The following is a 26,611-nucleotide window of genomic DNA, read 5'->3' as shown; positions in this document are numbered from 1 at the left end:
AACAGTTACTACTTTTGAGGGATTTTCAAGGGGAGAAAATGACCTCTTATTTCAGTGGCAAATATGTGAACAATTTTTGGGATAAAAAAACCTTTTTGTCATTGCAAAGTATAAAATAATTTGTTAAGTATAAGAAAAAAAATAACTCACAAGTTTATTAGAAAGATTATGAAATATTTTGATTATAAGGTTCGCGTACGTTATGCGGAGACAGATAAAATGGGCGTTGTATATCACGGTAACTATGCGCAATACTTTGAAATTGGGAGAGTTGAGTGGTTGAGGAACTTAGGTATATCGTATAAGAAAATGGAGGAACTTGGTGTTATGTTACCTGTGGTATCGTTAACTATGAATTATAAGAAATCAGCCTTCTACGATGACGATTTAACCATACGTACAATCTTTAAAAAACTTAGTTCTGTGAAGATAGAATTTGATTATGAACTATATAACGAAAAAGGCGATTTATTAACAACAGGTAATTCCGTTTTAGTGTTTGTGAATATGGAAACAGGAAGACCAATGGCTGCACCAGATTATGTTGTTGATAAAATACAAATGTTAGAAAAATAGCAGTCATTTTAGAGTGAATAAAAATAATCTAGTTGAACAATTGTTTTTGTTAGTTGTCTTTTAATGGTAAAAAAGACAAATTAGGTACAGCATTACTTAAAACAAATATTTATATTTACACAAAAGATTATAAATTATGAAACCAATATATTGGCTGATGAGCCTAGGTACACTTTTATCAATAGGGACGTATGCACAAGAACCAAAGTTGTTAGATGGTCGTGTACGTTTATATGATGGAAATGTAGTTCCTGTTACTATTGAAAATAAAAGAAGTAAAGAAGTGACTAAAGCTGATGGACGTGGGTATTTTATCATGGATGCAGCTGTAGGGGATACTATTCGTTTTTCTGATAAGAAGTTAGCTTCTGTTAATTATATCATTGGCAAAGAAGATTTGAATGCCAGTAGGTTTAATGTACTAATGACTAAAAAAGGGCAGTCCTTAGATGAGATTATCATTGTTCGCAAAGATTTTGGTGATGACTTCTTTGAAGGTGTTCCTAATAAAAACCTTACAGCAGCAGAGAAACGTTATAAAAAGAATAATACTGTTTTTTCCTCAACATCTAACTATGGAATGGGAATTAGTTTAGATGCCTTAGTTAATATGATATCTGGTCAAAAGAAAAGAGATAAACAGGCGATTCTTTATGAAAAATTAGATATAAAAGTGCAGCAGTTCTTAGATGACTACACTAGAGAAGAACTGTTAGAAGATTTTAAAATTCCTGAAGAACGTTTAGAGGCATTTCTTTACTACGTAGTAGCTCAGCCTAGTTTTGAAAAAATAAAAGTAGAGCGCACAGAAGGTTTTAAACTTTATTTAGCTCAAGAATATATTGATTTCTTAGGGTTTATGGATTTAGAAGAATAATGATTTTAATGTAGAATCATATCATGATATTATTATAGAAACTGAGTAATAGTACGCTATTATTCAGTTTTTTTATTGGTCTTAAGTATAAAAGTAGAGATATCAAATAAAGCATCTTTACTATAAGCTTTACGACCTTGGAAGACAAATAACCACTTTTTCCATTCAGGCCATTGCGCATCTAATTGATAGTTGAATAACTTTGCATTTAGTAGACCATGTGTACTTCTTGGATATACTTTGATAGTGGTAGTGTCTGATTCTCTATTAGAAGTATATTGTTGATAAAGTTGAGCATTGGTACCAGCAGGGACATTAAGATCATCACTTCCCCATAAGGCTAATAGAGGACCTTGCATATTTTGTAAATCAACAGAAGAATCAGCTTTGAGATTTCTAGCAATGAATAAGAATCTATCTTTTTCTATTTCTGATTCTTTAATTGTACAATCATTAAAATCAGTGAATAGTTTATAATCTGCTTGCTGTATAGAGTCTGCTTTTCGTTTTATTTCTTGTTCTGAGTATCCTTCTTCCTCTAAGCGTTTAGTTGTATAGTAATAACCTTGATCCATCCAATTAACGGCTCCTCCGATGATAACAGAGAAAGCAGGCTTAGTAAGGATAGCTGCTTTTGGAATGACCCAGCCTCCTTGAGAGAAACCTAGATATCCAATTCTATTCGGAGCAATTCCTTTGTCATGTACTAGAAAGTCAAAAGCATCTTTAGCTTCTACAGCTCTGTCCGTGATGGATTGGTTTAACCAATTTCCTTTGCTTTTATCTATACCTTTCTTGTCCCAGGTAAATACAGCAATTCCTTGATCTACTAGATGATGTATTAAAGGAAGGTAGCCTGAGTTAGAGGTCTTGTTTTGTGGGCCATCTCCATGAATAAAAATAGCGATAGGAGCAGTTTTAAAAAACTCTTTTTTAGGTAGAAATAAAGTGGCAGACAATTCCTCTCCTTGTGAAGTAAAGATTACTTCCTTTTGTGTAATCGTCGTGTCATCAAAATCTTGACTTCCTAAGAAGAAAAAATAAAGAAAAATAATGAGAAAGGTAGTAAAGATTGCTGCAAGTATTTTCCAACGCATAGCTGTATTTTTAGCCAAATATAAGCAGGTACGCGAATAGAAAAATAATATATTTAACTCAACAGTATTTTTTCAGTACTGAAACTACAAATAAAGGAGAAAAAGCTAATTGTATCTAAAATAGACTATTGAGTGAAAGTAAAGAACGAAACTAATATGCTTCGTCCGTTTCTTCGACAACTTTTACTTCATAAAATGGAACAAAAGCAGCTAGCGCTTGTTCATATTCATTTTTGCGTATAGATAACTCTATTTCACAGCTCATTTCCATTTTTTGACTTAGAATGTTTAAGTCTTTTTCTTTGATTACACGCATGACATTGTTCATGTCTTTGTATTCAAAGCGAACTTTAAACTTCTTATCAATTGTTTTTTCTATAATTTCCGCTTCTTCCATGGCCATCTGAGCTGCTGCACGATAGGCAGTGATGAGTCCTCCTACGCCCAGCTTTATACCACCGAAATAACGTACCACTACGATTAGAATATCTGTGACCTCATAAGATTGTATTTGTCCATAGATAGGAGCACCTGCAGTATTACTAGGTTCTCCATCATCATTAGCACGATAGTATACCTGTTCTGCTCCAAGTTGAAAGGCATAGCACCAGTGACGCGCATTATAATGCTCTTTCTTGATGCGATCGATGATTTCTTTTACTTCTTCTTCGCGTTGAATAGGAAAAGCATAGCCAAAAAACTTACTATTCTTTTCTTTATACAATACTTCTTCTGTTGGTCTACTTATTGTTTTATATGAATCTAATGCTTCTGCCATTATTTGCGATATACTATTCTTAATTCGTTGTCTAAAATACGATGTTTTACTACTTTATCAAATCCTGAAAAATGAGGAGCAGGGATACCTTCTGTTATTGGAGTATTTCCAATAAATACTCTTGCTTCATCCCATAACTCAGCATCAATAAAATGCTGAAGTGTATGTGTACCACCTTCTACTACAACAGACATAATCTGATGTCTGTATAAAATATCTAGAATCTGTGGTACTAGAGGTTGATTAAAATCTGCATGCTCATAGATTAGATTATCAGTAGAGACTAAGTCTTGATTAGCTGTGATACAGATCGTTTTGACACTATTATCTTTAATGCTAAAGGAGTTGTCTATTTTGCCAATTCTATCAATGAATACACGGATAGGACTTTTGCCGTACCAATCTCTTGTAGTAAGAGAAGGATTATCACTAAGGACTGTCTGTGTACCTACTAAAAAAGCCATTTCTTCACTTCTCCATTGATGTACTAATTGTTTAGAATAGGTATTCGATATCCAGAAAGGTCTATTAGTAGCTCTCTGTATAGGAGCAATAAAGTGATCTATAGACTCAGCCCATTTTAAGATAATATAAGGGCGTTTTTGATTGTGAAATGTAAAAAAGCGCTTGTTACTCTCTTGGCATTCTTTTTCTAATACACCTACTATTACTTCTATTCCTGCATCACGCATTTTTTGAATTCCTCTGCCACATACTTTTGCAAAGGGATCTACAGTACCGATAACGACTTTAGGTATCTTCTTTTCGATTACCAAGTCACAGCACGGAGGAGTCTTACCAAAGTGACTACATGGCTCTAGACTGACATATAAAGTACTCTCTTTTAGTAGTTCTTGATTCTGAACAGATGCTATTGCATTAGGCTCAGCATGAGGACCTCCATAAGGAGAAGTGAAGCCTTCTCCGATAATGCGATTGTTGTGTACTACCACAGCTCCTACAGAAGGATTAGGCATAGCAGCATAAGTTCCTTGTAGTGCTAACTGAATACAGCGAGAAATATATAATTCGTGTCTTTCCAAAATTGATAATAATGTATCTTTGAACAAAATTAAACTAAAACATTTGTTTTTAAAGAATACTATGCAGATAAAGTACTACCAATCCTATTTTAAAGAGAGTTTAACTCCTATTTATGATGCTGTGGAAGCGGAGCAATTATTTTTGATTGCTTTAGAAGAGATAGAAGGGAAAACTAGAATTGATCTAGTTATGAATCCAACGATGCAGACAGATAAGGTAGCAGTATGGGAATCTGTATTAGAAGAATTAAAACAAGAAAAACCAATTCAATATATCTTTGGGCAAGCCTATTTTTACGGATTGACCTTTAAGGTGAATGAGTTTACTCTTATTCCAAGAGCAGAAACAGAAGAATTAGTAGAGTGGATAATAAATAGTGTCAACCCATCTAAACCTATTAGAATATTAGATATAGGAACAGGAAGTGGCTGTATAGGAATAACATTAGCGAATGAATTACCTCTAGCTAGAGTTACTTTAATGGATGTTTCTGATAAGGCTTTAGAAGTAGCGAAACAGAATGCAGTAAGTAATGGAGTGGCTGTGGAAACGATTTTACAAGATGTATTACAACTAGAAAAGTTGAAGAGTCAGTACGATATTATAGTGTCTAATCCTCCTTATGTACGCAACTTAGAAAAAGTAGAAATAAAAAAGAATGTATTAGATTATGAGCCTCATCTAGCTCTATTCGTAGAAGATAATGATCCACTGATATTTTATAGAAAGATAGCTCTTCTAGCCAATAACAACTTACAAACAGGAGGTATGTTGTTCTATGAAATTAACCAGTATTTAGGAGAGGAGACTAAAACATTGTTTGAATCTCTTGATTTCACAGGTGTAGAGTTAAGAAAAGATATGGTAGGAAATGATAGAATGATTAAAGCTGTTAAACGATAAGTGAGTAGAGTAATTAACGTCATAGAGATAAAAGCTTTTTCCTGCTGTAGTAGCTGAATTTATGGAATATTCTATTTCTAGTAGTAACACCTCACAAGTATTGTAAGCAATTCTCATGAACTTATAATTAAGAATTTATTGAATAAGGACATATAAACTAATAAAGGCTATCACTAGGATAGCCTTTATTAGTTATAATTAGATTAATGAGCGTGTCCTCCGCCTCCTTCGTTTTTGATCAAGTGACTTTGAATATAGTAAGCACCAGATAGTACAATCTCACTATCTTTAGGAATGTCTTGTAAGACTGTTACCTGTGAGTACCCTAATTCTGATACTCCTGCTTTGACTTCTATTCTTTGGAAGTGATATGACATACCGCTTTCTTCTTTATGAGCATCTTCTAGAATGAAAATAAACTCACGTCCATCTGCTTTGACAATCGCGTCATTAGGCAGAGCATCTACTGTTCTCTCTCCGATATGTACTAATGCATTAACATAAAGTCCTGGTATCAGAGTCTCAGGTACATTATCAATATTAGCATGTACGATTACGGTTTTAGTACCAGGTTCAAAAGATTTATTGATACTAAAAATAGTAGCAGTTACCTCTGAATTATTGATATTAGTAAAGTTAAAAGAGACCTTTTGTCCTATTTTGATAAAAGGCATGTCTTTTTCGTACACTAATAAATCTAAGTGAATTCTAGAGTTATCTACAATAGTAAATAGAGACTGCCCCGCCATAACATTAGTACCTATTTTGACTGGTATAGTAGCTATATTACCAGATATAGGAGATACTATTCTCAACGATTTAGAGATAGACCCAGGAGCTGTATTAACTAAGCTTAGTCTATTGCTTAAAGATTGGTATCTTGCGCGTTCTATATTTAAGTCTGATTTAGTCTTCTGATATGTCTTTTCAGAGTTGACATTCTCTGCTCTTAAAGTTTGCTGACGTTTATACTCTAACTCTAAATATTCTAATGTGTTTTTAGAAACGAGGTATTCCTCTTGTAGCTGAATATATTCAGGACTATCTATAATTGCTATTGTTTGCCCTTTTTTTACATAGTCTCCTAGATTCACATTGATATTTGTGATTGTACCACTTAAAAAAGAAGATACATCAGCCTGACTTTGAGCAGGAAGCTCAGTATTACCATTTACTCTAATGACATCACTTAAGTTTTTTTGCTGTACTTGTCCTAGTTGAATGTTAGAAGCAGTGTATTGAGCTTGGTTGAGCTCTACCTCTTTATTAGCAGATTCTTCTTTCGCTTCTGTTTTTGTAGTACTCTCTGTTTTTTCGTTTTCGTGATCATGACCAGAATGGTCTTCTTCAGCATTTTTACAGCTAAATAATAGAATACTTGTAGCTATTGATAAAAATATAATCGACTTTTTCATTTCTCTGATATTATTGGTTTACTAAATAATGTAGGGTATTGTGACTTAGGTTATACTGTAGAATAGCATCTAAGTAATTCATCTGAATCGCTAGTGCTGTTTCTACGGATTGAATGTATTCTACATAAGAGATATCCCCATTATTATAAGATTTCTTAGCGTGGTCTTTGATAAGAGCAGCATTCTTTAAAGCATTTTCTTGATAGTAATCGATTACTTTCTCTTGTGCTTTGATAATGTCAAATTGTTGTTGGACATTTTCTTCTAACTGTTTGTGCAGGTATTCTTTTTGCACTGTAGCTTGTTGTATTTCATACTTCATCGCTTTTACCTTAGCGTTTTGACTACCAAAGAAGATAGGTATAGAAATCCCAACTGTATAACTCGGTACACGCAATTCTTTCCCATAAGTAACAGGTAGCCCATTACTCCCTGTTACAGTTCCTGAATCTGATTTTATGTTATAACCTAATGAGAAGTCAGGTAAGAAGTTTGCCTTCTCTAGTTTTCTATTTGCTTCTATTGTTTCTATCTCTTTTTCTGCTAGCTGAATAGTATTGTTTAAACTCAAATCAAAGTCAACATCCGCCTCGTGTTTGTCATATACAATATCAGTGTTCATAGGGATGAAATCTTCCTCTAGGTTTAATAGAGCTTTTAGCTTAGAAGTTTCGTTGTCTATCCCTGTTTTATTTTGTGTGATAAGTACTCTTAACTCTTGTTCTTTAGCAGAAGCTACATTACTTTCCATCAGTGTTGTTTCACCAGTTTCATAACGAAGCTTAGCTGATCTAGAAAAATCCTTTAATAAGTCTGCTTGTTCTTTGAGTAATACTTCTTTTGAAAGTGCATACAATAAGTTTTCCCAAGCTTGTCTTACTGCGTATTCCGTAACATTAACAGCTCCTTGTTGTTGGATAACAGCGGTCTCGTAAGCCTTATTTAGAACAGACTTTTTCTTTCCATAGGTAAACGGTGAGAAAGATTGAGAAATAGACAAAGTAATGTCCTTTTTCTCTTTAGTGTCTAAATACCCAAAACCTGTTGATATATCTGTTTTAGCTAGGTCAAAGTACGTTCCTATCATTTGCTTTTGAGCAATTGTATTATACTCTGCCGCTTTTATTCCTTTATTATTTGCTACGCTTAGTTCTAAAGCCTCTTGTAATGTAAGCTTTTTGACTTCTTGTGCCTGTGTACCTATCCCCATTAGTAATAATAGAGTAGAGGCTACTATAGTTTTATTTTTTTTGCCTATTCCCAATCCTTTTTCTTCATAGTAATAGATAATAGGCAAGACGATTAACGTTAAGATAGTAGCAGAGATTAACCCTCCGATAACTACTGTAGCTAGGGGTTTTTGTACTTCTGCTCCAGCACTAGTGCTCAGTGCCATTGGTAAGAAACCTAGAGAAGCTACAGCTGCTGTAAGTAATACAGGGCGTAGACGTATTTTAGTTCCTTCTATAATTCTTTCATATAAATCCATACCTTCTTTTTTAAGTGAGTTAAACTGACCAATTAGTACGATACCATTTAATACAGCGACTCCGAAAAGTGCGATAAATCCAACTCCTGCTGAGATACTAAATGGCATATCTCTAAGCCATAATGCAGCTACTCCACCGATAGCAGAAAGAGGAATAGCAGTAAAGATCATCAAGGACTGTTTTACTGATTTAAAAGTAAAGTATAACAACACAAATATTAATGCTAGAGCTACTGGTACAGCTACCATTAATCGATTTGTTGCTTCCACTAAGTTTTCAAATTGTCCTCCATAAGTGATAAAGTATCCATCAGGCATATCTAGTTTTTTATCTAAGATGGCTTGAATGTCATTCACCACACTTTTTACATCTCGTTCACGAACATTAAATCCTAATACAATACGTCTTTTACCATCTTCTCTACTGATCTGTTGAGGGCCGTCTTCATAGTCGATAGTAGCGATTTGCCCTAATGGAATTTGTTGTCCATTCGCTAATGGGATAAACATATTTCTTAGGTTTTCAATATCTTGTCTAGAATTGCTTTCTAAGCGTACGACTAGATCAAATCTCTTTTCTCCTTCATAAACTACTCCTGCAGTCTCTCCTGCAAAACCAGCTCTTACGACTTGACTGATTTCAGATATGGTAAGCCCATATAGCGCAAGTTTATCTTGATTATACTTAATCGATATCTGTGGTAATCCGCTTACTCTTTCTAGTTTAGTACTAGCTACACCAGGTACACCTGAGATTAGACCACTTATTTCATCTCCTATACTCGCTAGGCGATCTAGGTCGTCTCCAAACACTTTAATTGCTACATCACTTCTTACTCCGGTCATTAGTTCGTTAAAACGCATTTGGATAGGCTGAGAGAACTCTGTCGTTACTCCCGGTATTTCTTCTAGTGCTTCTTCCATTAGAGAGATAAGTTCCTCTTTGGTTTTAGCTGATGTCCATTCTTTTTTCTCTTTTAAAATAATAATCATATCGGCAGCTTCCATAGGCATAGGATCCGTTGGAATCTCCGCACTACCTATTTTTGAGATGACCATTTTCACTTCAGGGAAGCGTTCCATTAGAATCTGTTCTGCTTTAGTCGTAGTCTCTATTTCTTGGGATAGCGAACTACCAGAAGAGATAATAATATGTGTAGCTAAATCCCCTTCGTCTAGAGTAGGAATAAACTCACCTCCCATACGACCAAAGACAAATAAAGCAATAGCAAATAATCCAAAAGCAATAGCTAGAACGATTCTTTTTATTTTAAAAGCACCTTCTAATAGAGGTTTATACCAACTATATAGTTTGTCAATAATCTTATCACTAAAGTTTGGTTTTTCTTTTCCTGCTTTCTTCGATAAGAATAACGAAGAGGCCATAGGTACATAAGTAAGCGAAAGAATGAAAGCTCCTAGAATAGCAAATGACACCGTCATCGCCATAGGGCCAAACATTTTTCCTTCGATGCCTGTTAAAGCTAGAATAGGCAAGTACACGATTAGGATAATAATTTCTCCAAACGAAGCACTTGTTCTTATTTTAGACGAAGCAGTATATACTTCAGTGTTCATTTCGTCTTGGGTGAGCACTCTATTTTTACCTGCATGGAGTCGATGTACTATGGCTTCTACAATAATAACAGCTCCATCGACTATTAATCCGAAATCAATCGCTCCTAAACTCATTAAGTTACCACTTACACCGAATAACTTCATCATAGAAATAGCGAATAATAAGGCTAGAGGTATTACAGAGGCTACGATTAGCCCTGCTCTCCAGTTTCCTAAAAGCAATACTAGTACAAATACGACAATCAGAGCACCTTCGATAAGGTTAGTTTGAATGGTACTAACTGTTTTGTCGATTAATTTAGTTCTATCTATAAAAGGTTCTATTGCTACCCCTTCAGGTAGTGTTTTTTCTATTTGAGTGATTCTTTCTTTTACCGCTTTGACCACTTCTTGTGTATTGGCATCTTTCAGCATCATCACCATACCACTCACATCTTCACCTTTTCCATCTTTAGTCACAGCACCATATCGAATACTGCTCCCGATGCGTACTTCTGCTACATCGCGCACTAATACAGGTGTACCGTTGTTAGACTTCACTACGATTCGCTCTATGTCTTCTATGCTTTTTACCATTCCCACACTTCTGATGAAGTAAGCATAAGGTTTTTTGTCAATATAAGCCCCTCCAGTATTCTCGTTATTGGCTTCTAGTGCGTTAAATATCTCAAGGATAGAGGTGTTCATACTGTTAAGCAAGTCAGGTTTTACTGCTATTTCGTATTGTTTTAATTGACCTCCTAGGGTGTTTACTTCAGCCACTCCTTTTACACCTACCAGTTGCGGTTTGATAATCCAGTCTTGTATAGTACGTAGATCCATACTATTGTATCTTTCTTCATACCCTTCTTTAGGGTAGACTACATATTGGTATATTTCGCCTAGTCCTGTACTCACAGGAGCTAACTCAGGTGTTCCTACTCCTTTAGGAATGACTTCTTCAGCAGTTTTTAGTTTTTCTGATATTTGATTACGAGCCCAGTATATATCCGTGTCTTCTGTAAATACTACAGTGATCACACTTAGTCCAAACCTACTGATAGAGCGAAGTTCCGTTATATTAGGAATGGGCTTTACAGCCTGCTCGATAGGATAGGTGATGAATTGTTCCACTTCTTGTGTTGCTAGTGTAGGAGAACTAGTGATAATTTGAACTTGATTATTGGTTATATCAGGTTGAGTATCCATTGGTAAATTAAGGAGAGAATAAGTCCCAAGCGTGATTAGCCCTAGAACAAATAGTCCAATAATAAACTTGTTGCGGATACTAAAATGTATGATTTTATCTAACATAGTAGTAATAGTCTTAAAAATGATTTGTGATGTGTTGTATGGGCTAAGTAACGCGCCATAACAAGAGTTAACTTTATGATTCTATAAGCCTGTATAGGATAACTACAATCTTGTTCTCTGTTAGAATATGCCTACAGAAATAAGTAGCTCTAAAGGTTCATTGAACAATATTATAGCTCAATGAATAGATAGAAATAAAAAGTTAAAAGGGTATTAAGCAACTATTTTAGGTGGTTGCCAAATAGGGTACTCCATTCTAATCACAGCATCTTTGTGATATGAAGGGATTTTGTGGTTGTGTTTTACAGAAGAAAGATCTATTACATTAATGACTTCTGCCACAGTTAAAGAAACTGCACAACAAGAACAGCTACACAAAGGAGAGCACACATCTAAGTGGTCTATATCAGAGTCAGCCTGTTGTAAAGAAGTTAAGTGTATAGATTCTGTACTTTGAGTAATATTCAAATCAACATAACTATCCGCACAAGGATAGAAACTTATCGCTAGAAAAACTAACGAAAGAAATAAGTTTAATATGTTGTTGAATTGTTTCATAAGGCAAATATAGTAGAAAGAGATGAGATGATAAAACATAGACTATGTCTTTGCAACAGTGTTGCATAGCTAAATATGGAATACAATAGACTCGTACTATTGTTTTTTATAGTACAATAGTTCTTGTTCTTATGAGATCCTTGTGTTATTCAGACTCGTATTTGTTATATTTTCTTCACTCATAGGGATTTAACATAAGTTTTTAAGTCTTTCATTTTCAATTAAGTAAATTAGTAGGAACTTAAAAAAATATAATTATGAGTACACAGATAAAATCAAGTATTAAGACAATCAACCCAACTACGGGAAAAGAAGAAAAAGTATATCCTGTTATGTCACCTGAAGAAATAGATAGAATCTTAGCTAAAGCAGATAAGACCTTTCTGACATGGGGCAAGACTACGATAAAAGAAAGAGCAGCTATTATTCATAAAGTAGCAGAAACTTTCAGAGCACGTAAAGAAGAGCTAGGAGCCTTAATCACTCGTGAGATGGGTAAACTACACAGTGAAGGAATAGGAGAAGTATTATTATGTGCAGATATCTTTGACTTCTATGCTACTAATGCAGAAACCTTATTAGCAGATGAAAAGATAAAAACCCCTCATGGAGAAGCATTTATCAGTAAAGAACCCATAGGTACTATTCTTAGTGTACAGCCATGGAACTTCCCATTCTATCAGATTACTCGTTCTGCTGCCCCTAATCTTATGGCAGGGAATACGATGGTGTTAAAACATGCTTCTAATATTCCTCAGTGTGCAGAGATTATGGAGGTGATCTTTAAAGAATGTGGTCTACCTGATGGGGTATACACTAATCTATTTGTACCAGGAGCATCTATAGAAGCAATTATCGGTGATCCTAGAGTGAAAGCTGTAGCATTTACAGGAAGTGAGCCAGCAGGATCAAGTGTAGCTGCTGCCGCAGGTAAACATATTAAGAAAACGACATTAGAGTTAGGAGGTAGTGATGCTTTCGTTGTACTAGATGATGCAGATCTTAAGAAAGCAATTAAGGGTGCTGTAGAAGGTCGACTATGGAATGCTGGTCAAGTATGTGTATCACCTAAACGTCTTATAGTTGATAAGAAATTAGCTAAGGCGTTTATCGAAGGAGTAACAGAGCAAGTAAAGAAAACTAAGGTAGGTGATCCTATGTCAGCAGATACTCAGCTAGCACCTCTAAGTAGTGAGAAAGCAAGAGAAGATGTATTAAAACAAGTGAAGAAAGCTGTAGAACAAGGTGCTAAGTTAGTCTATGGTGGGAATAAACTAGATAGAGAGGGATGGTTTATGGAACCAACTATTCTAACAGGTATCAAGAAAGGCATGGATGCCTATAGCGAAGAGATATTCGGTCCTGTATTCATGATTTATGAAGTAGAGAACGAGGCAGAGGCTATCGCATTGGCTAATGATACAGATTATGGATTAGGCGGTAGTGTATTCACAGAGAATAAAGAAAGAGGAGTGAAGGTCGCTCGTCAGATTGCTACCGGAATGGTGTATATCAACCATGTGACAGGTATCTCACCAGAATTACCTTTTGGTGGTACGAAGAAGTCAGGGTATGGTAGAGAACAAGCGAAATACGGTATCCATGAATTCGTCAATGAGAAATTGATCAGAGTAACTGATATAGATAAAGCTTATTAGTAGTAATAAGTACTTTTAATTGTTTAAGTGGAGGGTGTTCTTTATAGAACATCCTCTTTTTTTTATATTCATTGGTTAATGAATTTTATATGACAAAGAATGTTCTGTAGAGGCACAATACGTTGTGTCTAACGTGTAATATGTATATCAGTAATGTTCTGTAGAGACGCAATACATTGCGTCTACCGTATAGTATGTCCATCAATATGATTTATAGGTTATTATAGAATTTGTCTTGTTTCCATGTAATAGGATTCATTATAATATAATTAGCAATCTTAATATAAGATTCTGCAGTTCGTATGATATGATCATGATATCTTGGTTGCCAGAAAAAAGGAATATTTAGTGTGTAAGCATCTTTCTTTACTCCTACTTTAAATCCTCTTATTATAGAGCCTAAACTACCAGAAGTAACTTTGCATTCCTTTTTTAATGTGCTGTTGTCATTAAATGTGTTACTGTTGTTAATATGTAAAATACCATGTATATGATTAGGCATTATGATAAAAGCATCAAGTATGACATAAGGATGATATAAAGGAATATTATTCCAACATTTTAATACGCTATGTCCTAATGGGCTCAAGATTATTTCTTCTTGTTGAATTGTACCAAAGTAATTGATTCTATTTTTTGTACATATTGTAATAAAGTAAGTACCATTATTACTATAATCCCACCATTGAGCCCTGTTAGAAGGACTTCTATATATTTTATTGTTTAGATTCATTGTTTTTGGTTTAATTAATGTCTACAAAAAGTATTCCTGTTTTTTTAATGCATTTTAATACTGGGTGTTAGACGCAAAGTGTTGCGTCTCTACCTTATATCATTCGTGTAATTATCCCTCATTTCCTTTCTTATTTAAATAATACATCGTAATATTGCGATGTATTAAATGAAGAGATTATGGGAATTACAAAAGCAGAATTGTTTAGCGAGAAAAAGAATCGGTTAGCGAGTATGTTTAAAGTACTAGCGCATCCTGCTAGATTAGCTATTCTTCAATACATCATTAATCAGAAAGCCTGTATCTGTAATGACTTAGTAGAAGAATTAGGTCTTGCACAAGCAACTATATCTCAACATCTGAAAGAGTTAAAAAACAGTGGTCTTATTAAGGGAAGTATAGAAGGAAAGTCTGTCTGTTATTGTATAGATGATACGGTATGGAATGAATTTGCTCAAGAATTTGGATTATTCTTTGCACAATCTATTCAAAATAACGAATGCTGCTAAGGCATTTTTTTAAACTAACGTATCGTGATATTACGATGTATTAATGAGTGTTAAAATTTAGAAATATGAAATTATCAGAAGTAAAACAAGTGTTAGCAACCATGCAAGACGTGGTATTTAAATTAGAAGACGGTAATAGTGTACCCTCGCATTTTCATATTACAGAAGTAGGTCAGATCGATAAAAACTTTATTGACTGTGGAGGTACTGTAAGAAAAGAGCAGAAAGTGAGCTTCCAGTTGTGGTTAGCAGATGATTACGATCATCAACTGAAAGCTGAGAAGCTATTGCACATTATTAATTTGTCTGAGCGTTTATTACAGATCCAAGATGCTGAAGTAGAGGTAGAATACCAACAGGCTACTATAGGTAAATATAATCTTGGTTTTGATACAACTAATAAGCACTTTGTATTACAAAATACCTTGACAGCGTGTTTAGCAGAAGATGCATGTGGTATACCTGTATCTAAACCTAAAGTAGCTCTGTCTTCTTTAAAAGCAGAATCTTGTTGTTCACCTAGTAGCGATTGTTGTTCGGATGAGAAATAAAAGGATGAAATTTTTAGATCGTTACCTTACCCTTTGGATATTTTTGGCCATGATATTAGGTGTCGGCGTCGGTTATTTCTTTCCTCGCATTCAAGATCTTATGGCATCGGTGTCTATAGGGAGTACAAATATCCCTCTAGCGATAGGGTTGATTGTGATGATGTATCCTCCATTAGCTAAGGTGGATTATAGTTTATTGCCAAAAGTGTTTGAAGATAAAAAGGCATTAACTTCATCCTTACTACTGAATTGGGTGATTGGTCCTGTTCTTATGTTTGTGTTGGCTATTATTTTTTTGAGGGATCAGCCTGACTATATGATAGGAGTGATTCTAATCGGTCTGGCTAGATGTATAGCGATGGTGCTAGTATGGAATGATTTGGCAAAAGGAAATAAAGAATATGCTGCTATGTTAGTAGCTCTGAATAGTGTGTTTCAAGTGCTTTTTTACAGTGTATATGTATGGCTTTTCATCAATGTACTACCTGCCAAATTAGGTTTGGCTACTTATGATGTACATATAGAGATAAGTGAAGTGATACAAAGTGTCTTGATCTACTTAGGAATTCCCTTTTTAGCAGGCTTCTTAAGCCGAAAATACTTGGTGAAATACAAAGGAGAGCAGTGGTATAATCACAGGTTTATTCCACGCATATCACCTTTTACCTTGTATGCTTTATTATTTACGATACTGTTGATGTTCTCTTTTAAAGGACAGCAAGTAGTAGAATTACCGATGGAAGTGATACAAGTAGGTATTCCTTTAGTCATTTATTTTGTATTGATGTTTGCCATCAGTTTTTGGCTGAACTATCGTATGAAATTACCTTATGATCACAATGCTGCTATTGCTTTCACTGCTTCAGGAAATAACTTTGAATTAGCTATTGCCATTTCTATTGCAGTTTTTGGAATACATTCTCCCCAAGCTTTTGTTGGAGTAATCGGGCCTTTGGTAGAAGTACCTGTCTTAATTGCTCTTGTGAGACTAAGTTTGTATTGGCAAAAGAAATATTATCAAAAATAAATATAGATAGAGACGTAGTTCACCCTAGAACTGCGTCTTTGTGTTATAGTACCTATTCGAGAAAACTATCTATACTTTTTTTGTTTTCTCTCTTCTTTTTACTGTTTTTTAATGGTAAATAGCTTTTTTTACTCTTCTTTTTTTAGTTAAAGCAGTTCTTTTGACCTTTATACAACCAATAATTTTAAAAAAAGTATCATTTTTTTTACATGGTGTTTTGTTTTAAGATAGTGATTATCAGTGTTTTATTTGTTTTTGACTGGTTTTTATACTTTACTCATACCTGCTTTAACCCTAGTAAATACGAGGCATATAGCAAAATCCTTGGACAATTCATGGACAATACCTAGATAATAGTGGAGGAAAGCGATGGTTTGTCGAAGGATACTCCTTTTATTATCCAGCTATTGTTCTTGGATTAGCTCTTGTGATTCTATTGAGGTGGAAGAGAATTGTATAGAAAATAAATATTGGTTAAACTTTAGAAACATAGAGAATAAAGAGAAAAACTTATTATACAAAAGCCATTTAAATACAGATAAACAGCATATTACGGTTAATGAAAAAACTGTATTTTAGCTTGTATTTAATTAATGGACTGTGGACACAAATAATAACTATATAGAGATCAATAAAAAAACTTGGAATGAGAAGGTGGCTTTGCACGTAGATTCTGAGTTCTATAATATGAAAGATTTTTTGGCAGGGGAGACTTCTCTAAATGAGATAGAGTTAAACTTATTAGGAGATGTTAGAGGGAAGAAGATTCTGCACTTACAATGTCACTTTGGACAAGATACGCTTTCGTTAGCTAGAATGGGAGCAGATGTAACAGGTGTAGATCTGTCCGATAAAGCTGTAGAAAAAGGGAGTGAATTAGCTCAGCAATTAGGGCTAGATGTACGTTTTATTTGCAGTGATGTGTATCAACTTCCAGAGGTGTTAGAGGAGCAGTTTGATATCGTATATACCAGTTATGGAGTGATAGGTTGGTTACCAGATATGAATAAATGGGCTGAAGTAGTATCTAAGTTTGTCAAACCAGGAGGTAAATTTGTATTCGTAGAGTTTCATCCTTTTATTTGGATGTATGACTACGATTTTACTAAGATTGAGTACTCTTATTTTAATATAGAGTCTATTGTAGAGACAGAGACAGGTACCTACGCAGATAAGACTGCTGATGCCGAGTTTGGTAGTGTAAGTTGGAATCACAGTATTGCTGATGTTGTGCAGGGATTGGTTAATAATCAATTGCAAATAAAGGCCTTCGAAGAACATAACTATTCTCCTTACCCTTGTTTTAATCAGGTGGTAGAGATAGCACCTAAGAAGTATCAGATTAAACCTTTTGGAGATAAAGCTCCTTTAGTATATGCTATCGTAGCAGTAAAGTAAGCATGACTCGGCTTATATATATATGAGATAACAGAGTATAATCCGTGCCTATAGTTGAGTCTATATATAGCGTATATTATAGTATAGAGTGAATAGAATATGAGGTGTATATCTATATCCATAGTGAGGCGGTAATGCGTTTGTTTTTTGGGATTAGGATATTTTGAGTAAATTTGCCTTACTACATTAAGTTTATCTTCTATCTTAATGACTTCATTTTTAGAAAAGTGTGTAGGTACTACTACAGTGATTGCTTTTCGTTTTTCCTAAGAATACAAGTATCAGTAACAACAGTTTTGCTCTTGTTGAGATTATCAATAAGAGTGAGTAATACCATATTTTATACATGAACATACCACCATTCTATATATTTACAGGAGGCCCAGGTAGCGGAAAAACGACGTTACTTCATGCCTTAGAAGCTCAAGGATATACCGTAATGCCTGAAGTGGGGAGGGCTATTATCCAGCGCGAACAAGCTTTGGGGAGTGATGTACTGCCTTGGGAGAATAAACAATTATTTTATGAAGCGATGCTATCTCAGTCTGTTTATGATTACGAACATTGTATAACGGATGAGGTTATATTATGGGACAGAGGGATACTCGATAGCATAGGCTATGCCGTATTAGAAGGATTAGATATAAGTGAGGCACAGCATAATATCGCCTCCAGTCTTCCCTATATGCCAACTGTCTTTATCTTACCTCCGTGGGGAGAAATCTATACGCAAGACAAAGAGCGCAAACAGGATATGGAGGTAGCTAGGGCAACTTATGAGACAATGAAAACAACGTATCAACGATATGGTTATACTCTAATAGAGGTGCCTAAAGGGACAGTAGATGAACGCGTAACCTTCGTAATGAATCAATTAAAGAAAGAAGAAAATGAAAGAAATAATAGAGACTGATAGAGTAATAATTCGCCCTTTAGAAGAAGGAGATGTAGAGGGGATATTGGCTTTAGACGGAGATATCCGAGTGTTAGAGTTCTTAGGTAAGAAACCGATAGGGAGTAAAGAAGAGGCGCTCGGCGTAATCAGATTTATTCGTCAACAGTACGAAGACTTTGGCATCGGAAGATGGGCTGTGATAGAGAAAGAAACGAATACTTTTATCGGGTGGACAGGCTTTAAGTATTTAAAAGACGGACCTAGTGGAGTCGCAGAATACTTAGATTTAGGATACCGCTTTATCTACGAGGCATGGGGTAAGGGATATGCTACTGAGACTGCGAAAGCATGCTTAGTATATGCAGACAAACATTTGACAACGTTACCGATACATGCTAGTTCTGAAGTAGGTAATGATGGCTCTAGACATGTGTTAGAAAAAGTAGGTTTTAAAGTAGTCGATACATTTTTAGATGAAGGTGTGCCAAATTTTTGGTATATTAGACTTAAGAAATAAAAGGCTATAACGAAGAAACGCTATGAATATGTTAATTAGATTATTCGAGCAATACGGGTATTTATCACCAATGTGTAAAGAGGCTTTGGAGAAAAATACTCAGATATTTTATAAGAGAAAAGGGGAGTACCTACTAAAAAAAGGACAACTGTCAGGTAGTCTTTATGTTTTAGAAGAAGGCTTTGTGCGTGGATTCTATATGCATAATGATCAAGAGATAGATGTATGGTTTGCTTTTGAACAAACCATCATGGGGTCTACTTATCAGATGTATAAGAGCAAAGCTTCTCTTGAGTTTATACAATGTATGGAAGACTGTGTGGTACATGCGATTCCAAACCAAGTTATATTTCGTTTTTTTAAAGAATATCCTGAGTTAAACTTGATTTTAAGACGCTCTACAGAAGACTATTGTTTACAGTTAGAAGATAGAGCTTTTCAACTACAGACCATGTCTGCTACAGAGCGATACCACAGATTATTAAAAGATCTAGGGAGTGATGTGAATAGAATCCCTTTAGGAAATATCGCATCTTATCTAGGGATCTCCCAAGAAACACTGAGTAGAATCAGAAGAATTTGACATATATCAAAAAAGTAGCCCTCTGTTGAGGGCTATTTTTGTGGCGTAAATAAATGATATATGAAGAATTTTATCTTTTTAGCAGTAGCTATTGTGTGTGAAGTAATAGGTACAAGTGCTTTAAAAGCATCAGAACAATTTTCTAAATTAGGAGCTAGTGTATTGACTGTATTGATGTATGCGGCTGCATTTTATTGTTTAAGTCAGACTCTTCGCACTATTCCTGTTGGGATAGCGTATGCGATATGGTCAGGAGTAGGTATCGTTTTAGTAACTTTGATAGCGATAGTACTGTATAACCAAAAACCAGATGTACCTGCTGTATTAGGGCTGGGATTGATTATAGCGGGGGTAGTTGTAATCAACGTATTCTCTAAAATGAGTGCACATTAAATAACAGATAGAAGAATGAGTGATATTAATTTTAAAGAGCTGAGTTATCTACGAGAAGGAAACAAGGTACAACAGCGAATAGCTGAGGTACTAGAACAAGGATTAGTAATGGATAAGTTACGTAAGTTTGATCCAGTATTAATCGGTACTTTTCCGATAGATATTGCCGTTGAAGGGAGTGATTTAGATATTGCTTGTTGTTATCAGAATAAAGAGGAGTTTATACAAACCGTACAACTTTTGTTTTTGTTTATAGAAGACTATACTTTGACAGAAGTAGAGATAGGAGGTCTACCTACTGTAGTAGTCAACTTTACGTTAGAAGAATTTCCTGTAGAGTTATTCGCTCAACCTAGACCTGTAGAAGAACAAAATGGTTATCGACATATGCTCATTGAATATGCCATCTTAAAGGAGAAAGGTGATAGCTTCAAGCAAGAAGTAATAAAGCTGAAAAAAGCAGGGATAAAAACAGAGCCTGCTTTTGCCCAGTTATTAGGGTTAACTGGCAATCCTTATGATAGCTTATTACTTTATGGTAATAAGGAGTTAGATAGATATGAATAAAGGAATTGTGGGGTTGATTTATTAGTATATAGTACCTTTTTAAACATAAAATTACCCACTATAGGTACTAACACTTATAGTGGGTAATCGTTAACAAACATCTCATGTAAACATCTTAGACAACTAATAATAAAGATGTTCTAGTAACTAAACAATACTTGAGAAAGTAATAAGAATGTGTTAGAAAGCGTATTGTTTAGAGAAGTCTTTACCATCTCCTGATAAAGTTAGTTCTTCATTAACCAATACTTTTCCTCCTTTTTCTATTTTATAATTGATTGGTAAACTCTCTCCATAGTTAATAATTTGTACACTATTAGCAAAAGCGTTGATAGGCTCAGTAGTTTCGATTACATACGTTTTAGTACCAGCACCGAAGTCGTTCTTCGCTAGACTAATAGCAGACTCACCTGTTCTAACTTTACCGTTTACTTTCCATACATCTGTCTTTCCGCTAAGTGTTCCTCCAGCATAAGTTAGAGAAACGAAATCATTCTCACCAACATTAGTTAAGGATACTGTGACTTTGTAAGTATTCTTTTCTAAAGCTGGGCTGTCAGTGCTATTATCATCACTACTACAAGCTGTAGTAGCTAAGCCTAATGTTAAAACGGCTAATACACTTAAAAAAGCAGTTCTTAATTTTGAGTTTTTCATGTTTTTTGTTTTGTTTTATATGTGAGTTACAAATATCAGTAGATTGGCTTTTTATGACAATCACAGAATACCATGAATCTGTTTCTAATGGTTTACCATTAATTTTAGAATAGTAAATGATGAATGTGTTTTTATTGTGATATTTGTACTTTAATACATGATTCTATGTTGAAAAAACTTTATCTACTTGTTTCCTTTACTTTATTCATTTCTTTTAGTTATGGTCAGCAGCTATTACCTTTAGATGAAGAAGGTTACTTCAGAGAAATAAATGAACAAATCAAGACTAGTAAGAGTGAAAAAAATCGTTTAGAGCATTATTTGCTTTTAGCAGAGTTTTATGCTCCTACAGATAGTGTGAACAGTAAGGAAGCGCTGACTAAGGTATTGTCTTCGCCTAATAAGCATTTGTTATCTAAAGGGGTGATAGCGTATTATCAAGGGATTTATGAGACTAATCAAGGGAGTAAAAGCAAAGCGAAACAATATTATGAAGAGGCGATTAAAGAGCTGAAGGAGGATAAGGAAAATGTAGATGTTTTAATTCGAAGTTGGTATAACTACGCATATGTGCAAGTAGAAGATAAGGGGTATGAAGTCTTACTAAAAATGCTGACAGAGAAGTGTATTCCATTAAGTGAAAAGGCAGGAAATAAGTTATATCTAGCTTATGCTAATACGCAAGTAGGGTTGACCTTTATGTCAGTGGGACAATTTGATAAAGCAGAAGAGTACCACTTTAAAGCTTTAGAGGTATTAAAAGAATTGCCGGAAGAGGGAACTATTCACTTGATTACTTATTTTAATTTAGTGAGTAATTATTGTTATCAGGCTAATAGCACTGCAGCTAAGATCTATTTAGATAAAGCGACTCAACTGTTAGAACAGTACCCTAATTCGAGACAGTATCCCAATTATTATTATCAATTAGCAATGTATCACACCACTAGACAGGAGTATAAACCTGCTCTAGTGAGTTTAAATAAAGGAATAGAACTCTCTAAGCAAATGAAGCAACCTAAGCTTACTCAAATGCTTTATTTCCGCGTTTATAATGTTTATTTGATGCAGAGTGATTACGAGGGAGCTAAACTTATCTTAGAGCAGATCTTAAAGGATAATATCTTGAGTAAAGAAGCTGTTAATCGCAAAATAACTTTTACACAGTTAGCAGCTGTTAATGAGGTGTTAGGCGATTATAAAGAAGCTTATCAATGGATGAAAAAATCAAGTGTATTAGGAGATAGCCTCCAACAACAAAAGCTGTTGGAAAAGATGAACGAATTAGAGATTATACACGATACTCATGATAAGGAGCAGACAATTAACCAATTAATACAAGAAAAGAAGGAAGATGCTTTGATTGCTAAAAATAGAAATATGCGTATGCTGTTTTTAGTAATAGGGCTAGTACTAAGTGTAATCATAGCCATATTAGCTTTTCGAAATTATAAAAATCAACAAAAGCTAAATCAACAGATTAGCATAAGCCATCAACAAGATTTGATAAACTTAGAGAATAAGCGAAAATATGAAGCTTCTCAGGATGTATTAAAAGGGGAAGAACAAGAAAGACAACGCATTGCTCAAGATCTGCACGACAGCATGGGAGGAATGTTAGCGAATATAAGGATGTCTATTTCTTCTACAGAGACGAGTGAGTCTAGTGGGCTATTAGCTAAAATAGATAAGTCTATCATAGAAATGAGGAGGATATCTAGAAACCTAATGCCTGAGACACTAAAGAATTTAGGATTAGAAATTGCTCTAAAAGAATTGTGTGAATCTATGACGTATGAAAAAATGAGTATTCAGTTCGAAGCATTTACTATAAGTACGACTATTCCTTTTCAGACACAATTAGCTTTGTATCGCATAGCACAGGAAGGATTGAGTAATATAATTAAATATGCTCAAGCAGATAATGTGATTGTACAGATTAGTCAAAATGAAGACTTGTTGACTCTGACAATAGAGGATGATGGAGTAGGATTTGACACTACTAAGGTAGTATATGGATTAGGGATTAAAAATATGGAAAGTAGAGTACAGTTAATCAATGGAACATTAAGTATAGACTCTCAAAAAGGACAAGGAACAACGATAAATGTAGAGTGTAATGTGTAATAAGGATATAATCACGTTAGCGATAGTAGATGATCATCCAATGATATTAGAAGGCTTAAAATCATTGTTTCAAGTAGATGCGAAATATCAATTATTCTTTTTCAGTAGTGGAGAGGCAATAGTAGATTTTATACAGAAGAATAAAGTAGATGTGGTATTACTAGATATAGTACTCAATGATGGCAGTGGATTAGATTTCTGTAAGATGATTAAACAGAAATCCCCTAATATTGTTGTGATAGGGATAAGTAATCAGGAAGAGAGAAGTATTATCTTTCGATTTTTAGAGAATGGAGGGAATGGATATATTCTGAAGAATGCTGACGCTAAAGAAATAGTCGAATGTGTAGAAAGAGCTATTAATGGAGAGTTAGCATTGAGTAAGAAAGTACAAGAGATTATGTTAACTCAATTATCTAATCCTGTAGAATTGCCTCGACTGACTAAAAGAGAGCAGCAGGTGCTACAAGCTATATCTAATGGATTGACTTCTGCAGAAATAGCGGATAAACTATTCATATCAGTAATTACAGTGGAGACTCATAGGCGAAATCTGTTACAGAAATTTAAAGCAAAGAATATGTTTGAACTTGTAAAAATAGCTACGGAGAATAAGTTAATCTGATTTATTCTCCGTAGCAGTTGTTTATTGAGTTAGTTAGATTTGTCATTTTATAAGCCTATTTTTCCTTCTACCCAGAAAGGCTGCGTAATGATATTGTTAGAAGAGACTCCTTTTGCTCGTAGTGCCTTTCTAAACTTCTGAATACTCTTTCCATTACCCATTAGGTAGAATTGACCATGAACTAGTTTATTCCAACGGTAAGTATCTATAGATTCTAAATAATCTACTGCAGGGTATACTTCTTTATCATCTGATTTTTCAATATACTCCATATGAGGTAGATGGTCATTGGCATAAGGGATAGAATGATCACTTAACTCAAGTAGACCTTCTAGTTTATGGTTATTCTTTTTCATTTCTTCTTGTAATGCCTGACAGAATCCTATACAAGTATCATCACCATAGAAGAAATGGTAATAGGTGTTCTCATCATAGATATTTAGACCTCTAGGTAAACTAGAAGTGAGTTCAGTACCTATTGTTATATTCTTGAAAAAAGTAGTGCCAGGACCTTTCGCTTTTTGATGAAATATTACATCAAAGTACCCTTCTTCTTTATTAAAAATGCTAGGAGTGTAATTGCGATATTCTGTGTCTGATATTTGCATTAATATGGCTTGTCCTATTTCGTATTTAGCATTAGAAAGGTCAGCTTCAAAACGTATTCTCAATAAGCCATTAGCTAGCTGTTCTTTTTGTGTAACTACTACAGTAACAAACATCTTACTCCATGCAGTCTTTACTATTGTACCTATTAGTTTTGGAATCTTTGGCATTTTCTTCTCTTTTAGTTTTAAGCAAAATTCATTAAAAAGAAGGAATAGGATGTAAAACTAAAATAGGAGAAGATTGGATAAAAGAGGGGAAAGTGTAGAATTAAGAATTAGGAGTTATGTACATCTCTAAATTTAGTTGACTGCTTCCTGTTTTCTATTCTCTTTTTCCTTATAAAAAAGAGCTTAATTCACAGTATAGAATTAAGCTCTTACAGTATCTCTAAATTGTAGAGGAGTCTGATAGGTTAGTTTTTTAAACATACGAGAAAAATACGTATGGTCTTCAAAGCCTAGGTTAAAGGCAATTTCTTTAACAGGTTTGTTGGTGTAATACAGTAAGCGTTTCGCTTCATCTAGTATTGATTTCTTTAACCAATAACTAACTGTTTGTCCTGTGGTTTTCTTTACACAGTCATTCAGATGTGCTGTGGTAATGCTTAATTCATTAGCAAAGTATGACGGCAGATTCAGATGTGTCTGGTGTGTGATTAGGCGTTTAAAGTTGCTTGTAATCACTGTTGGTTGTGACTGAGTCCCTAACTCTTTGTTTTGTAAGTTATGCGTTGTTTGAGAACAAATGCTATATAATGCAGTAGAGAATAGCCCATTAATGATCTGCATCTTATGTTGGCTATTGGTAGCAGTGTGCTTCTTCATTAACTCAAAAGTAGTAGCGAGCATTTGCATCTCTTCTTCTTTTATGTTTAGAAGTTGTTGGCTCTCTGGTAGAGTGTATAACAAGTCATTGATGTCATTAGGTATCCTATACTCTTGTATGCCTAAAAGATAACCCGTGAAGTCATCACTAATGTGTCTAACGTTGTGTATTTGGTAAGGTTTGACAATAAGTATGTTATTGCGTAAGGCAGTGAATGTTTCCATTTCACAGTCCATTCTCATCTCTCCATTAGTTACAATAGAAATTACATAGTAATCATCTCTATGTGTGTGGTTAATGATAGACTTTTTTTGTTCTATATGTGTATGATCCTTTATATAAATACCTCCTAACGCTTTAGGAGACTGGCTGTAAGTGATAATATCATTAGTATGAGTCATTATATTGTTATTTAATAGACTACAAATATACTGTAATTATTTAGAATCTATTTAAATAGAGGGTAAATACTTTCGTAAAGAGGTGTGAAATAAGGCAATATGTACAGGTTATGATATACAAAAAGGGCATAAACTGTCAAAAGTTTATGCCCTTTAATATTATGAAATACTATTAATTAGCAGCATTTACGATAGCGACAAAGTCATCAGCTACAAGAGCAGCTCCACCGATAAGACCACCGTCTACATCAGGTTTAGAGAAGATTTCTTGAGCATTGCTAGGTTTAACACTTCCTCCATAAAGGATAGAAGTATTCTCAGCAACAGATTTATCATACTTTCTATCAATTTCTTGACGGATAAAAGCATGTATTTCTTGAGCTTGTTCTGGAGTAGCTGTCATTCCTGTACCAATAGCCCAAACAGGTTCGTAAGCAATAACGATATTGCTCCATTGCTCTTTAGTAAGGTGGAATAACCCATCTCTTAATTGGTTAAAGATAACGTTTAAGAACTGTTTATTCTCTCTATCTTTTAGCTCTTCTCCTATACAGTAGATAACACGCATATTATGGCGTAATGCAGTATTTACTTTATCAGCTAGTACAGCATCAGTTTCATTAAAGTAATGTCTTCTTTCAGAGTGTCCAATGATCACAGTCTCTACACCAATGCTTGTAAGCATTTGAGCAGATATTTCACCTGTGAATGCTCCACCTTCAGCTTGATGCATATTTTGTGCAGCTACTTGTACATTAGTTCCTTCTAAATGTGCTACAGCACTAGCAAGGTTTACAAAAGTAGGAGCTACAATTACTTCAACTTCTTTCCCTGAAGGTAATTTTTCAATTAACTCGTCTAATAGAGTATGCGTTTCAGAATATGTCTTATGCATCTTCCAGTTACCAGCAACGATTGAATGTCTCAT

At 34.5% G+C, this 26,611-nt stretch carries 26 protein-coding genes; 15 read left to right on the top strand and 11 right to left on the bottom strand.

Going from position 1 to position 26,611, the window contains the following annotated elements; translation table 11 throughout:
- The first annotated feature begins 168 nt into the window (after positions 1–168).
- Entirely contained in the window at positions 169–576 is a 408-nt protein-coding gene (locus AABL87_RS10440; RefSeq protein ID WP_006258585.1) for an acyl-CoA thioesterase, read from the top strand.
- Between the two features lie 136 nt (positions 577–712).
- Positions 713–1,453 carry a hypothetical protein gene (locus AABL87_RS10435; RefSeq protein WP_039330326.1) on the top strand — a complete coding sequence of 247 codons (741 nt, stop codon included), beginning with the start codon at positions 713–715 and terminating at the stop codon, positions 1,451–1,453.
- 59 nt (positions 1,454–1,512) lie between these two features.
- Here AABL87_RS10435 and AABL87_RS10430 read toward each other — a convergent pair whose 3' ends face one another.
- The 3 genes from AABL87_RS10430 to ribD form a co-directional block, all read right to left on the bottom strand.
- On the bottom strand, positions 1,513–2,550 hold the full coding sequence (locus tag AABL87_RS10430; protein ID WP_341277313.1) for an alpha/beta hydrolase family protein: 1,038 nt from the start codon (positions 2,548–2,550) through the stop codon (positions 1,513–1,515).
- Positions 2,551–2,701: 151 nt separating this feature from the next.
- Complete coding sequence (locus AABL87_RS10425) at positions 2,702–3,328, bottom strand: IMPACT family protein (protein ID WP_073144428.1); 627 nt, start codon at positions 3,326–3,328, stop codon at positions 2,702–2,704.
- Entirely contained in the window at positions 3,328–4,398 is a 1,071-nt protein-coding gene (gene ribD / locus AABL87_RS10420) for a bifunctional diaminohydroxyphosphoribosylaminopyrimidine deaminase/5-amino-6-(5-phosphoribosylamino)uracil reductase RibD (protein WP_006261776.1), read from the bottom strand. Before ribD ends, AABL87_RS10425 begins: the two co-directional genes overlap by 1 nt.
- Positions 4,399–4,432: 34 nt before the next feature.
- On the opposite strand from ribD, the gene prmC reads away from it, so the two are divergent.
- Positions 4,433–5,275: a peptide chain release factor N(5)-glutamine methyltransferase gene (gene prmC / locus AABL87_RS10415; protein ID WP_036496764.1), complete on the top strand. Its 843-nt coding sequence runs from the start codon at positions 4,433–4,435 to the stop codon at positions 5,273–5,275.
- A 203-nt stretch (positions 5,276–5,478) separates the two neighbouring features.
- Here prmC and AABL87_RS10410 read toward each other — a convergent pair whose 3' ends face one another.
- The 3 genes from AABL87_RS10410 to AABL87_RS10400 all read right to left on the bottom strand — a co-directional run bounded on the left by AABL87_RS10410 (position 5,479) and on the right by AABL87_RS10400 (position 11,608).
- On the bottom strand, positions 5,479–6,690 hold the full coding sequence (locus AABL87_RS10410) for an efflux RND transporter periplasmic adaptor subunit (protein WP_006264250.1): 1,212 nt from the start codon (positions 6,688–6,690) through the stop codon (positions 5,479–5,481).
- Between the two features lie 10 nt (positions 6,691–6,700).
- Complete coding sequence (locus AABL87_RS10405) at positions 6,701–11,050, bottom strand: CusA/CzcA family heavy metal efflux RND transporter (RefSeq protein WP_326368019.1); 4,350 nt, start codon at positions 11,048–11,050, stop codon at positions 6,701–6,703.
- A gap of 213 nt (positions 11,051–11,263) precedes the next feature.
- A complete protein-coding gene (locus AABL87_RS10400; RefSeq protein ID WP_006258575.1) occupies positions 11,264–11,608 on the bottom strand; it encodes a DUF6660 family protein in 345 nt (114 codons plus the stop codon).
- A 257-nt stretch (positions 11,609–11,865) separates the two neighbouring features.
- Between AABL87_RS10400 and AABL87_RS10395 the strand changes: the two genes are divergently transcribed.
- The gene (locus tag AABL87_RS10395; protein WP_006261772.1) at positions 11,866–13,266 is read left to right on the top strand and encodes an NAD-dependent succinate-semialdehyde dehydrogenase; all 1,401 of its coding nucleotides are present in this window, start codon (positions 11,866–11,868) and stop codon (positions 13,264–13,266) included.
- A 211-nt stretch (positions 13,267–13,477) separates the two neighbouring features.
- Here the strand turns inward: AABL87_RS10395 and AABL87_RS10390 are convergent, their stop codons facing one another.
- The gene (locus AABL87_RS10390; protein ID WP_341277312.1) at positions 13,478–13,999 is read right to left on the bottom strand and encodes a hypothetical protein; all 522 of its coding nucleotides are present in this window, start codon (positions 13,997–13,999) and stop codon (positions 13,478–13,480) included.
- Between the two features lie 179 nt (positions 14,000–14,178).
- On the opposite strand from AABL87_RS10390, the gene AABL87_RS10385 reads away from it, so the two are divergent.
- The 9 genes from AABL87_RS10385 (at position 14,179) to AABL87_RS10345 (ending at position 20,439) form a co-directional block, all read left to right on the top strand.
- Entirely contained in the window at positions 14,179–14,508 is a 330-nt protein-coding gene (locus AABL87_RS10385) for an ArsR/SmtB family transcription factor (RefSeq protein WP_006258572.1), read from the top strand.
- A 65-nt stretch (positions 14,509–14,573) separates the two neighbouring features.
- The gene (locus tag AABL87_RS10380; protein WP_006258571.1) at positions 14,574–15,059 is read left to right on the top strand and encodes a DUF6428 family protein; all 486 of its coding nucleotides are present in this window, start codon (positions 14,574–14,576) and stop codon (positions 15,057–15,059) included.
- A 4-nt stretch (positions 15,060–15,063) separates the two neighbouring features.
- Positions 15,064–16,086, top strand: coding sequence for an ACR3 family arsenite efflux transporter (gene arsB, locus AABL87_RS10375; RefSeq protein ID WP_326368021.1), 1,023 nt, complete (start codon positions 15,064–15,066; stop codon positions 16,084–16,086).
- Between the two features lie 600 nt (positions 16,087–16,686).
- Complete coding sequence (locus AABL87_RS10370) at positions 16,687–17,484, top strand: class I SAM-dependent methyltransferase (protein WP_341277311.1); 798 nt, start codon at positions 16,687–16,689, stop codon at positions 17,482–17,484.
- Between the two features lie 346 nt (positions 17,485–17,830).
- The gene (locus AABL87_RS10365; protein WP_006265832.1) at positions 17,831–18,397 is read left to right on the top strand and encodes an AAA family ATPase; all 567 of its coding nucleotides are present in this window, start codon (positions 17,831–17,833) and stop codon (positions 18,395–18,397) included.
- Complete coding sequence (locus tag AABL87_RS10360) at positions 18,375–18,896, top strand: GNAT family N-acetyltransferase (RefSeq protein ID WP_006258566.1); 522 nt, start codon at positions 18,375–18,377, stop codon at positions 18,894–18,896. The genes AABL87_RS10365 and AABL87_RS10360 overlap by 23 nt, the downstream gene beginning before the upstream one ends.
- A gap of 22 nt (positions 18,897–18,918) precedes the next feature.
- Positions 18,919–19,479 (top strand): Crp/Fnr family transcriptional regulator, encoded by a 561-nt coding sequence (locus tag AABL87_RS10355; protein ID WP_006258565.1) that lies wholly within the window; start codon positions 18,919–18,921, stop codon positions 19,477–19,479.
- Positions 19,480–19,539: 60 nt separating this feature from the next.
- On the top strand, positions 19,540–19,872 hold the full coding sequence (locus tag AABL87_RS10350; RefSeq protein ID WP_006258563.1) for a DMT family transporter: 333 nt from the start codon (positions 19,540–19,542) through the stop codon (positions 19,870–19,872).
- A gap of 15 nt (positions 19,873–19,887) precedes the next feature.
- A complete protein-coding gene (locus tag AABL87_RS10345; RefSeq protein ID WP_341277310.1) occupies positions 19,888–20,439 on the top strand; it encodes a DUF4269 domain-containing protein in 552 nt (183 codons plus the stop codon).
- Between the two features lie 180 nt (positions 20,440–20,619).
- Here the strand turns inward: AABL87_RS10345 and AABL87_RS10340 are convergent, their stop codons facing one another.
- Positions 20,620–21,096, bottom strand: a complete 477-nt coding sequence (locus tag AABL87_RS10340) for a hypothetical protein (RefSeq protein WP_006258559.1) — start codon at positions 21,094–21,096, stop codon at positions 20,620–20,622.
- 165 nt (positions 21,097–21,261) lie between these two features.
- Here AABL87_RS10340 and AABL87_RS10335 point away from each other — a divergent pair, with 165 nt between their 5' ends.
- Positions 21,262–23,223 (top strand): tetratricopeptide repeat-containing sensor histidine kinase, encoded by a 1,962-nt coding sequence (locus AABL87_RS10335; RefSeq protein ID WP_341277309.1) that lies wholly within the window; start codon positions 21,262–21,264, stop codon positions 23,221–23,223.
- Entirely contained in the window at positions 23,216–23,848 is a 633-nt protein-coding gene (locus AABL87_RS10330) for a response regulator (RefSeq protein WP_006264238.1), read from the top strand. Before AABL87_RS10335 ends, AABL87_RS10330 begins: the two co-directional genes overlap by 8 nt.
- Positions 23,849–23,895: 47 nt before the next feature.
- On the opposite strand, the gene AABL87_RS10325 is transcribed toward AABL87_RS10330, so the two are convergent.
- The 3 genes from AABL87_RS10325 to tpiA all read right to left on the bottom strand — a co-directional run bounded on the left by AABL87_RS10325 (position 23,896) and on the right by tpiA (position 26,611).
- A complete protein-coding gene (locus AABL87_RS10325) occupies positions 23,896–24,624 on the bottom strand; it encodes an FAD-binding oxidoreductase (RefSeq protein WP_006261760.1) in 729 nt (242 codons plus the stop codon).
- 201 nt (positions 24,625–24,825) lie between these two features.
- Positions 24,826–25,683, bottom strand: coding sequence for an AraC family transcriptional regulator (locus AABL87_RS10320; RefSeq protein WP_016648944.1), 858 nt, complete (start codon positions 25,681–25,683; stop codon positions 24,826–24,828).
- Positions 25,684–25,855: 172 nt separating this feature from the next.
- On the bottom strand, positions 25,856–26,611 hold the full coding sequence (gene tpiA / locus AABL87_RS10315) for a triose-phosphate isomerase (RefSeq protein WP_006258553.1): 756 nt from the start codon (positions 26,609–26,611) through the stop codon (positions 25,856–25,858).

The sequence above is a fragment of the Myroides sp. C4067 genome (genome assembly GCF_038039665.1).
Lineage (GTDB): Bacteria > Bacteroidota > Bacteroidia > Flavobacteriales > Flavobacteriaceae > Flavobacterium > Flavobacterium odoratimimum.
This window is presented reverse-complemented; position numbering and strand designations above follow the sequence as displayed.

What these genes read in the sequence shown, in the direction of transcription:
- AABL87_RS10345 (WP_341277310.1), top strand. Translation starts at nt 19,888, where the DNA reads ATGAGTGATATTAATTTTAAAGAGCTGAGTTATCTACGAGAAGGAAAC.
- AABL87_RS10320 (WP_016648944.1), bottom strand. Translation starts at nt 25,683, where the DNA reads ATGACTCATACTAATGATATTATCACTTACAGCCAGTCTCCTAAAGCG.
- AABL87_RS10390 (WP_341277312.1), bottom strand. Translation starts at nt 13,999, where the DNA reads ATGAATCTAAACAATAAAATATATAGAAGTCCTTCTAACAGGGCTCAA.
- tpiA (WP_006258553.1), bottom strand. Translation starts at nt 26,611, where the DNA reads ATGAGACATTCAATCGTTGCTGGTAACTGGAAGATGCATAAGACATAT.
- AABL87_RS10330 (WP_006264238.1), top strand. Translation starts at nt 23,216, where the DNA reads ATGTGTAATAAGGATATAATCACGTTAGCGATAGTAGATGATCATCCA.
- AABL87_RS10410 (WP_006264250.1), bottom strand. Translation starts at nt 6,690, where the DNA reads ATGAAAAAGTCGATTATATTTTTATCAATAGCTACAAGTATTCTATTA.
- AABL87_RS10355 (WP_006258565.1), top strand. Translation starts at nt 18,919, where the DNA reads ATGAATATGTTAATTAGATTATTCGAGCAATACGGGTATTTATCACCA.
- AABL87_RS10365 (WP_006265832.1), top strand. Translation starts at nt 17,831, where the DNA reads ATGAACATACCACCATTCTATATATTTACAGGAGGCCCAGGTAGCGGA.
- AABL87_RS10395 (WP_006261772.1), top strand. Translation starts at nt 11,866, where the DNA reads ATGAGTACACAGATAAAATCAAGTATTAAGACAATCAACCCAACTACG.
- AABL87_RS10425 (WP_073144428.1), bottom strand. Translation starts at nt 3,328, where the DNA reads ATGGCAGAAGCATTAGATTCATATAAAACAATAAGTAGACCAACAGAA.
- AABL87_RS10405 (WP_326368019.1), bottom strand. Translation starts at nt 11,050, where the DNA reads ATGTTAGATAAAATCATACATTTTAGTATCCGCAACAAGTTTATTATT.
- AABL87_RS10440 (WP_006258585.1), top strand. Translation starts at nt 169, where the DNA reads ATGAAATATTTTGATTATAAGGTTCGCGTACGTTATGCGGAGACAGAT.
- AABL87_RS10360 (WP_006258566.1), top strand. Translation starts at nt 18,375, where the DNA reads ATGAAAGAAATAATAGAGACTGATAGAGTAATAATTCGCCCTTTAGAA.
- prmC (WP_036496764.1), top strand. Translation starts at nt 4,433, where the DNA reads ATGCAGATAAAGTACTACCAATCCTATTTTAAAGAGAGTTTAACTCCT.
- AABL87_RS10400 (WP_006258575.1), bottom strand. Translation starts at nt 11,608, where the DNA reads ATGAAACAATTCAACAACATATTAAACTTATTTCTTTCGTTAGTTTTT.
- AABL87_RS10350 (WP_006258563.1), top strand. Translation starts at nt 19,540, where the DNA reads ATGAAGAATTTTATCTTTTTAGCAGTAGCTATTGTGTGTGAAGTAATA.
- AABL87_RS10430 (WP_341277313.1), bottom strand. Translation starts at nt 2,550, where the DNA reads ATGCGTTGGAAAATACTTGCAGCAATCTTTACTACCTTTCTCATTATT.
- AABL87_RS10385 (WP_006258572.1), top strand. Translation starts at nt 14,179, where the DNA reads ATGGGAATTACAAAAGCAGAATTGTTTAGCGAGAAAAAGAATCGGTTA.
- AABL87_RS10435 (WP_039330326.1), top strand. Translation starts at nt 713, where the DNA reads ATGAAACCAATATATTGGCTGATGAGCCTAGGTACACTTTTATCAATA.
- AABL87_RS10340 (WP_006258559.1), bottom strand. Translation starts at nt 21,096, where the DNA reads ATGAAAAACTCAAAATTAAGAACTGCTTTTTTAAGTGTATTAGCCGTT.
- AABL87_RS10335 (WP_341277309.1), top strand. Translation starts at nt 21,262, where the DNA reads ATGTTGAAAAAACTTTATCTACTTGTTTCCTTTACTTTATTCATTTCT.
- AABL87_RS10380 (WP_006258571.1), top strand. Translation starts at nt 14,574, where the DNA reads ATGAAATTATCAGAAGTAAAACAAGTGTTAGCAACCATGCAAGACGTG.
- AABL87_RS10325 (WP_006261760.1), bottom strand. Translation starts at nt 24,624, where the DNA reads ATGCCAAAGATTCCAAAACTAATAGGTACAATAGTAAAGACTGCATGG.
- arsB (WP_326368021.1), top strand. Translation starts at nt 15,064, where the DNA reads ATGAAATTTTTAGATCGTTACCTTACCCTTTGGATATTTTTGGCCATG.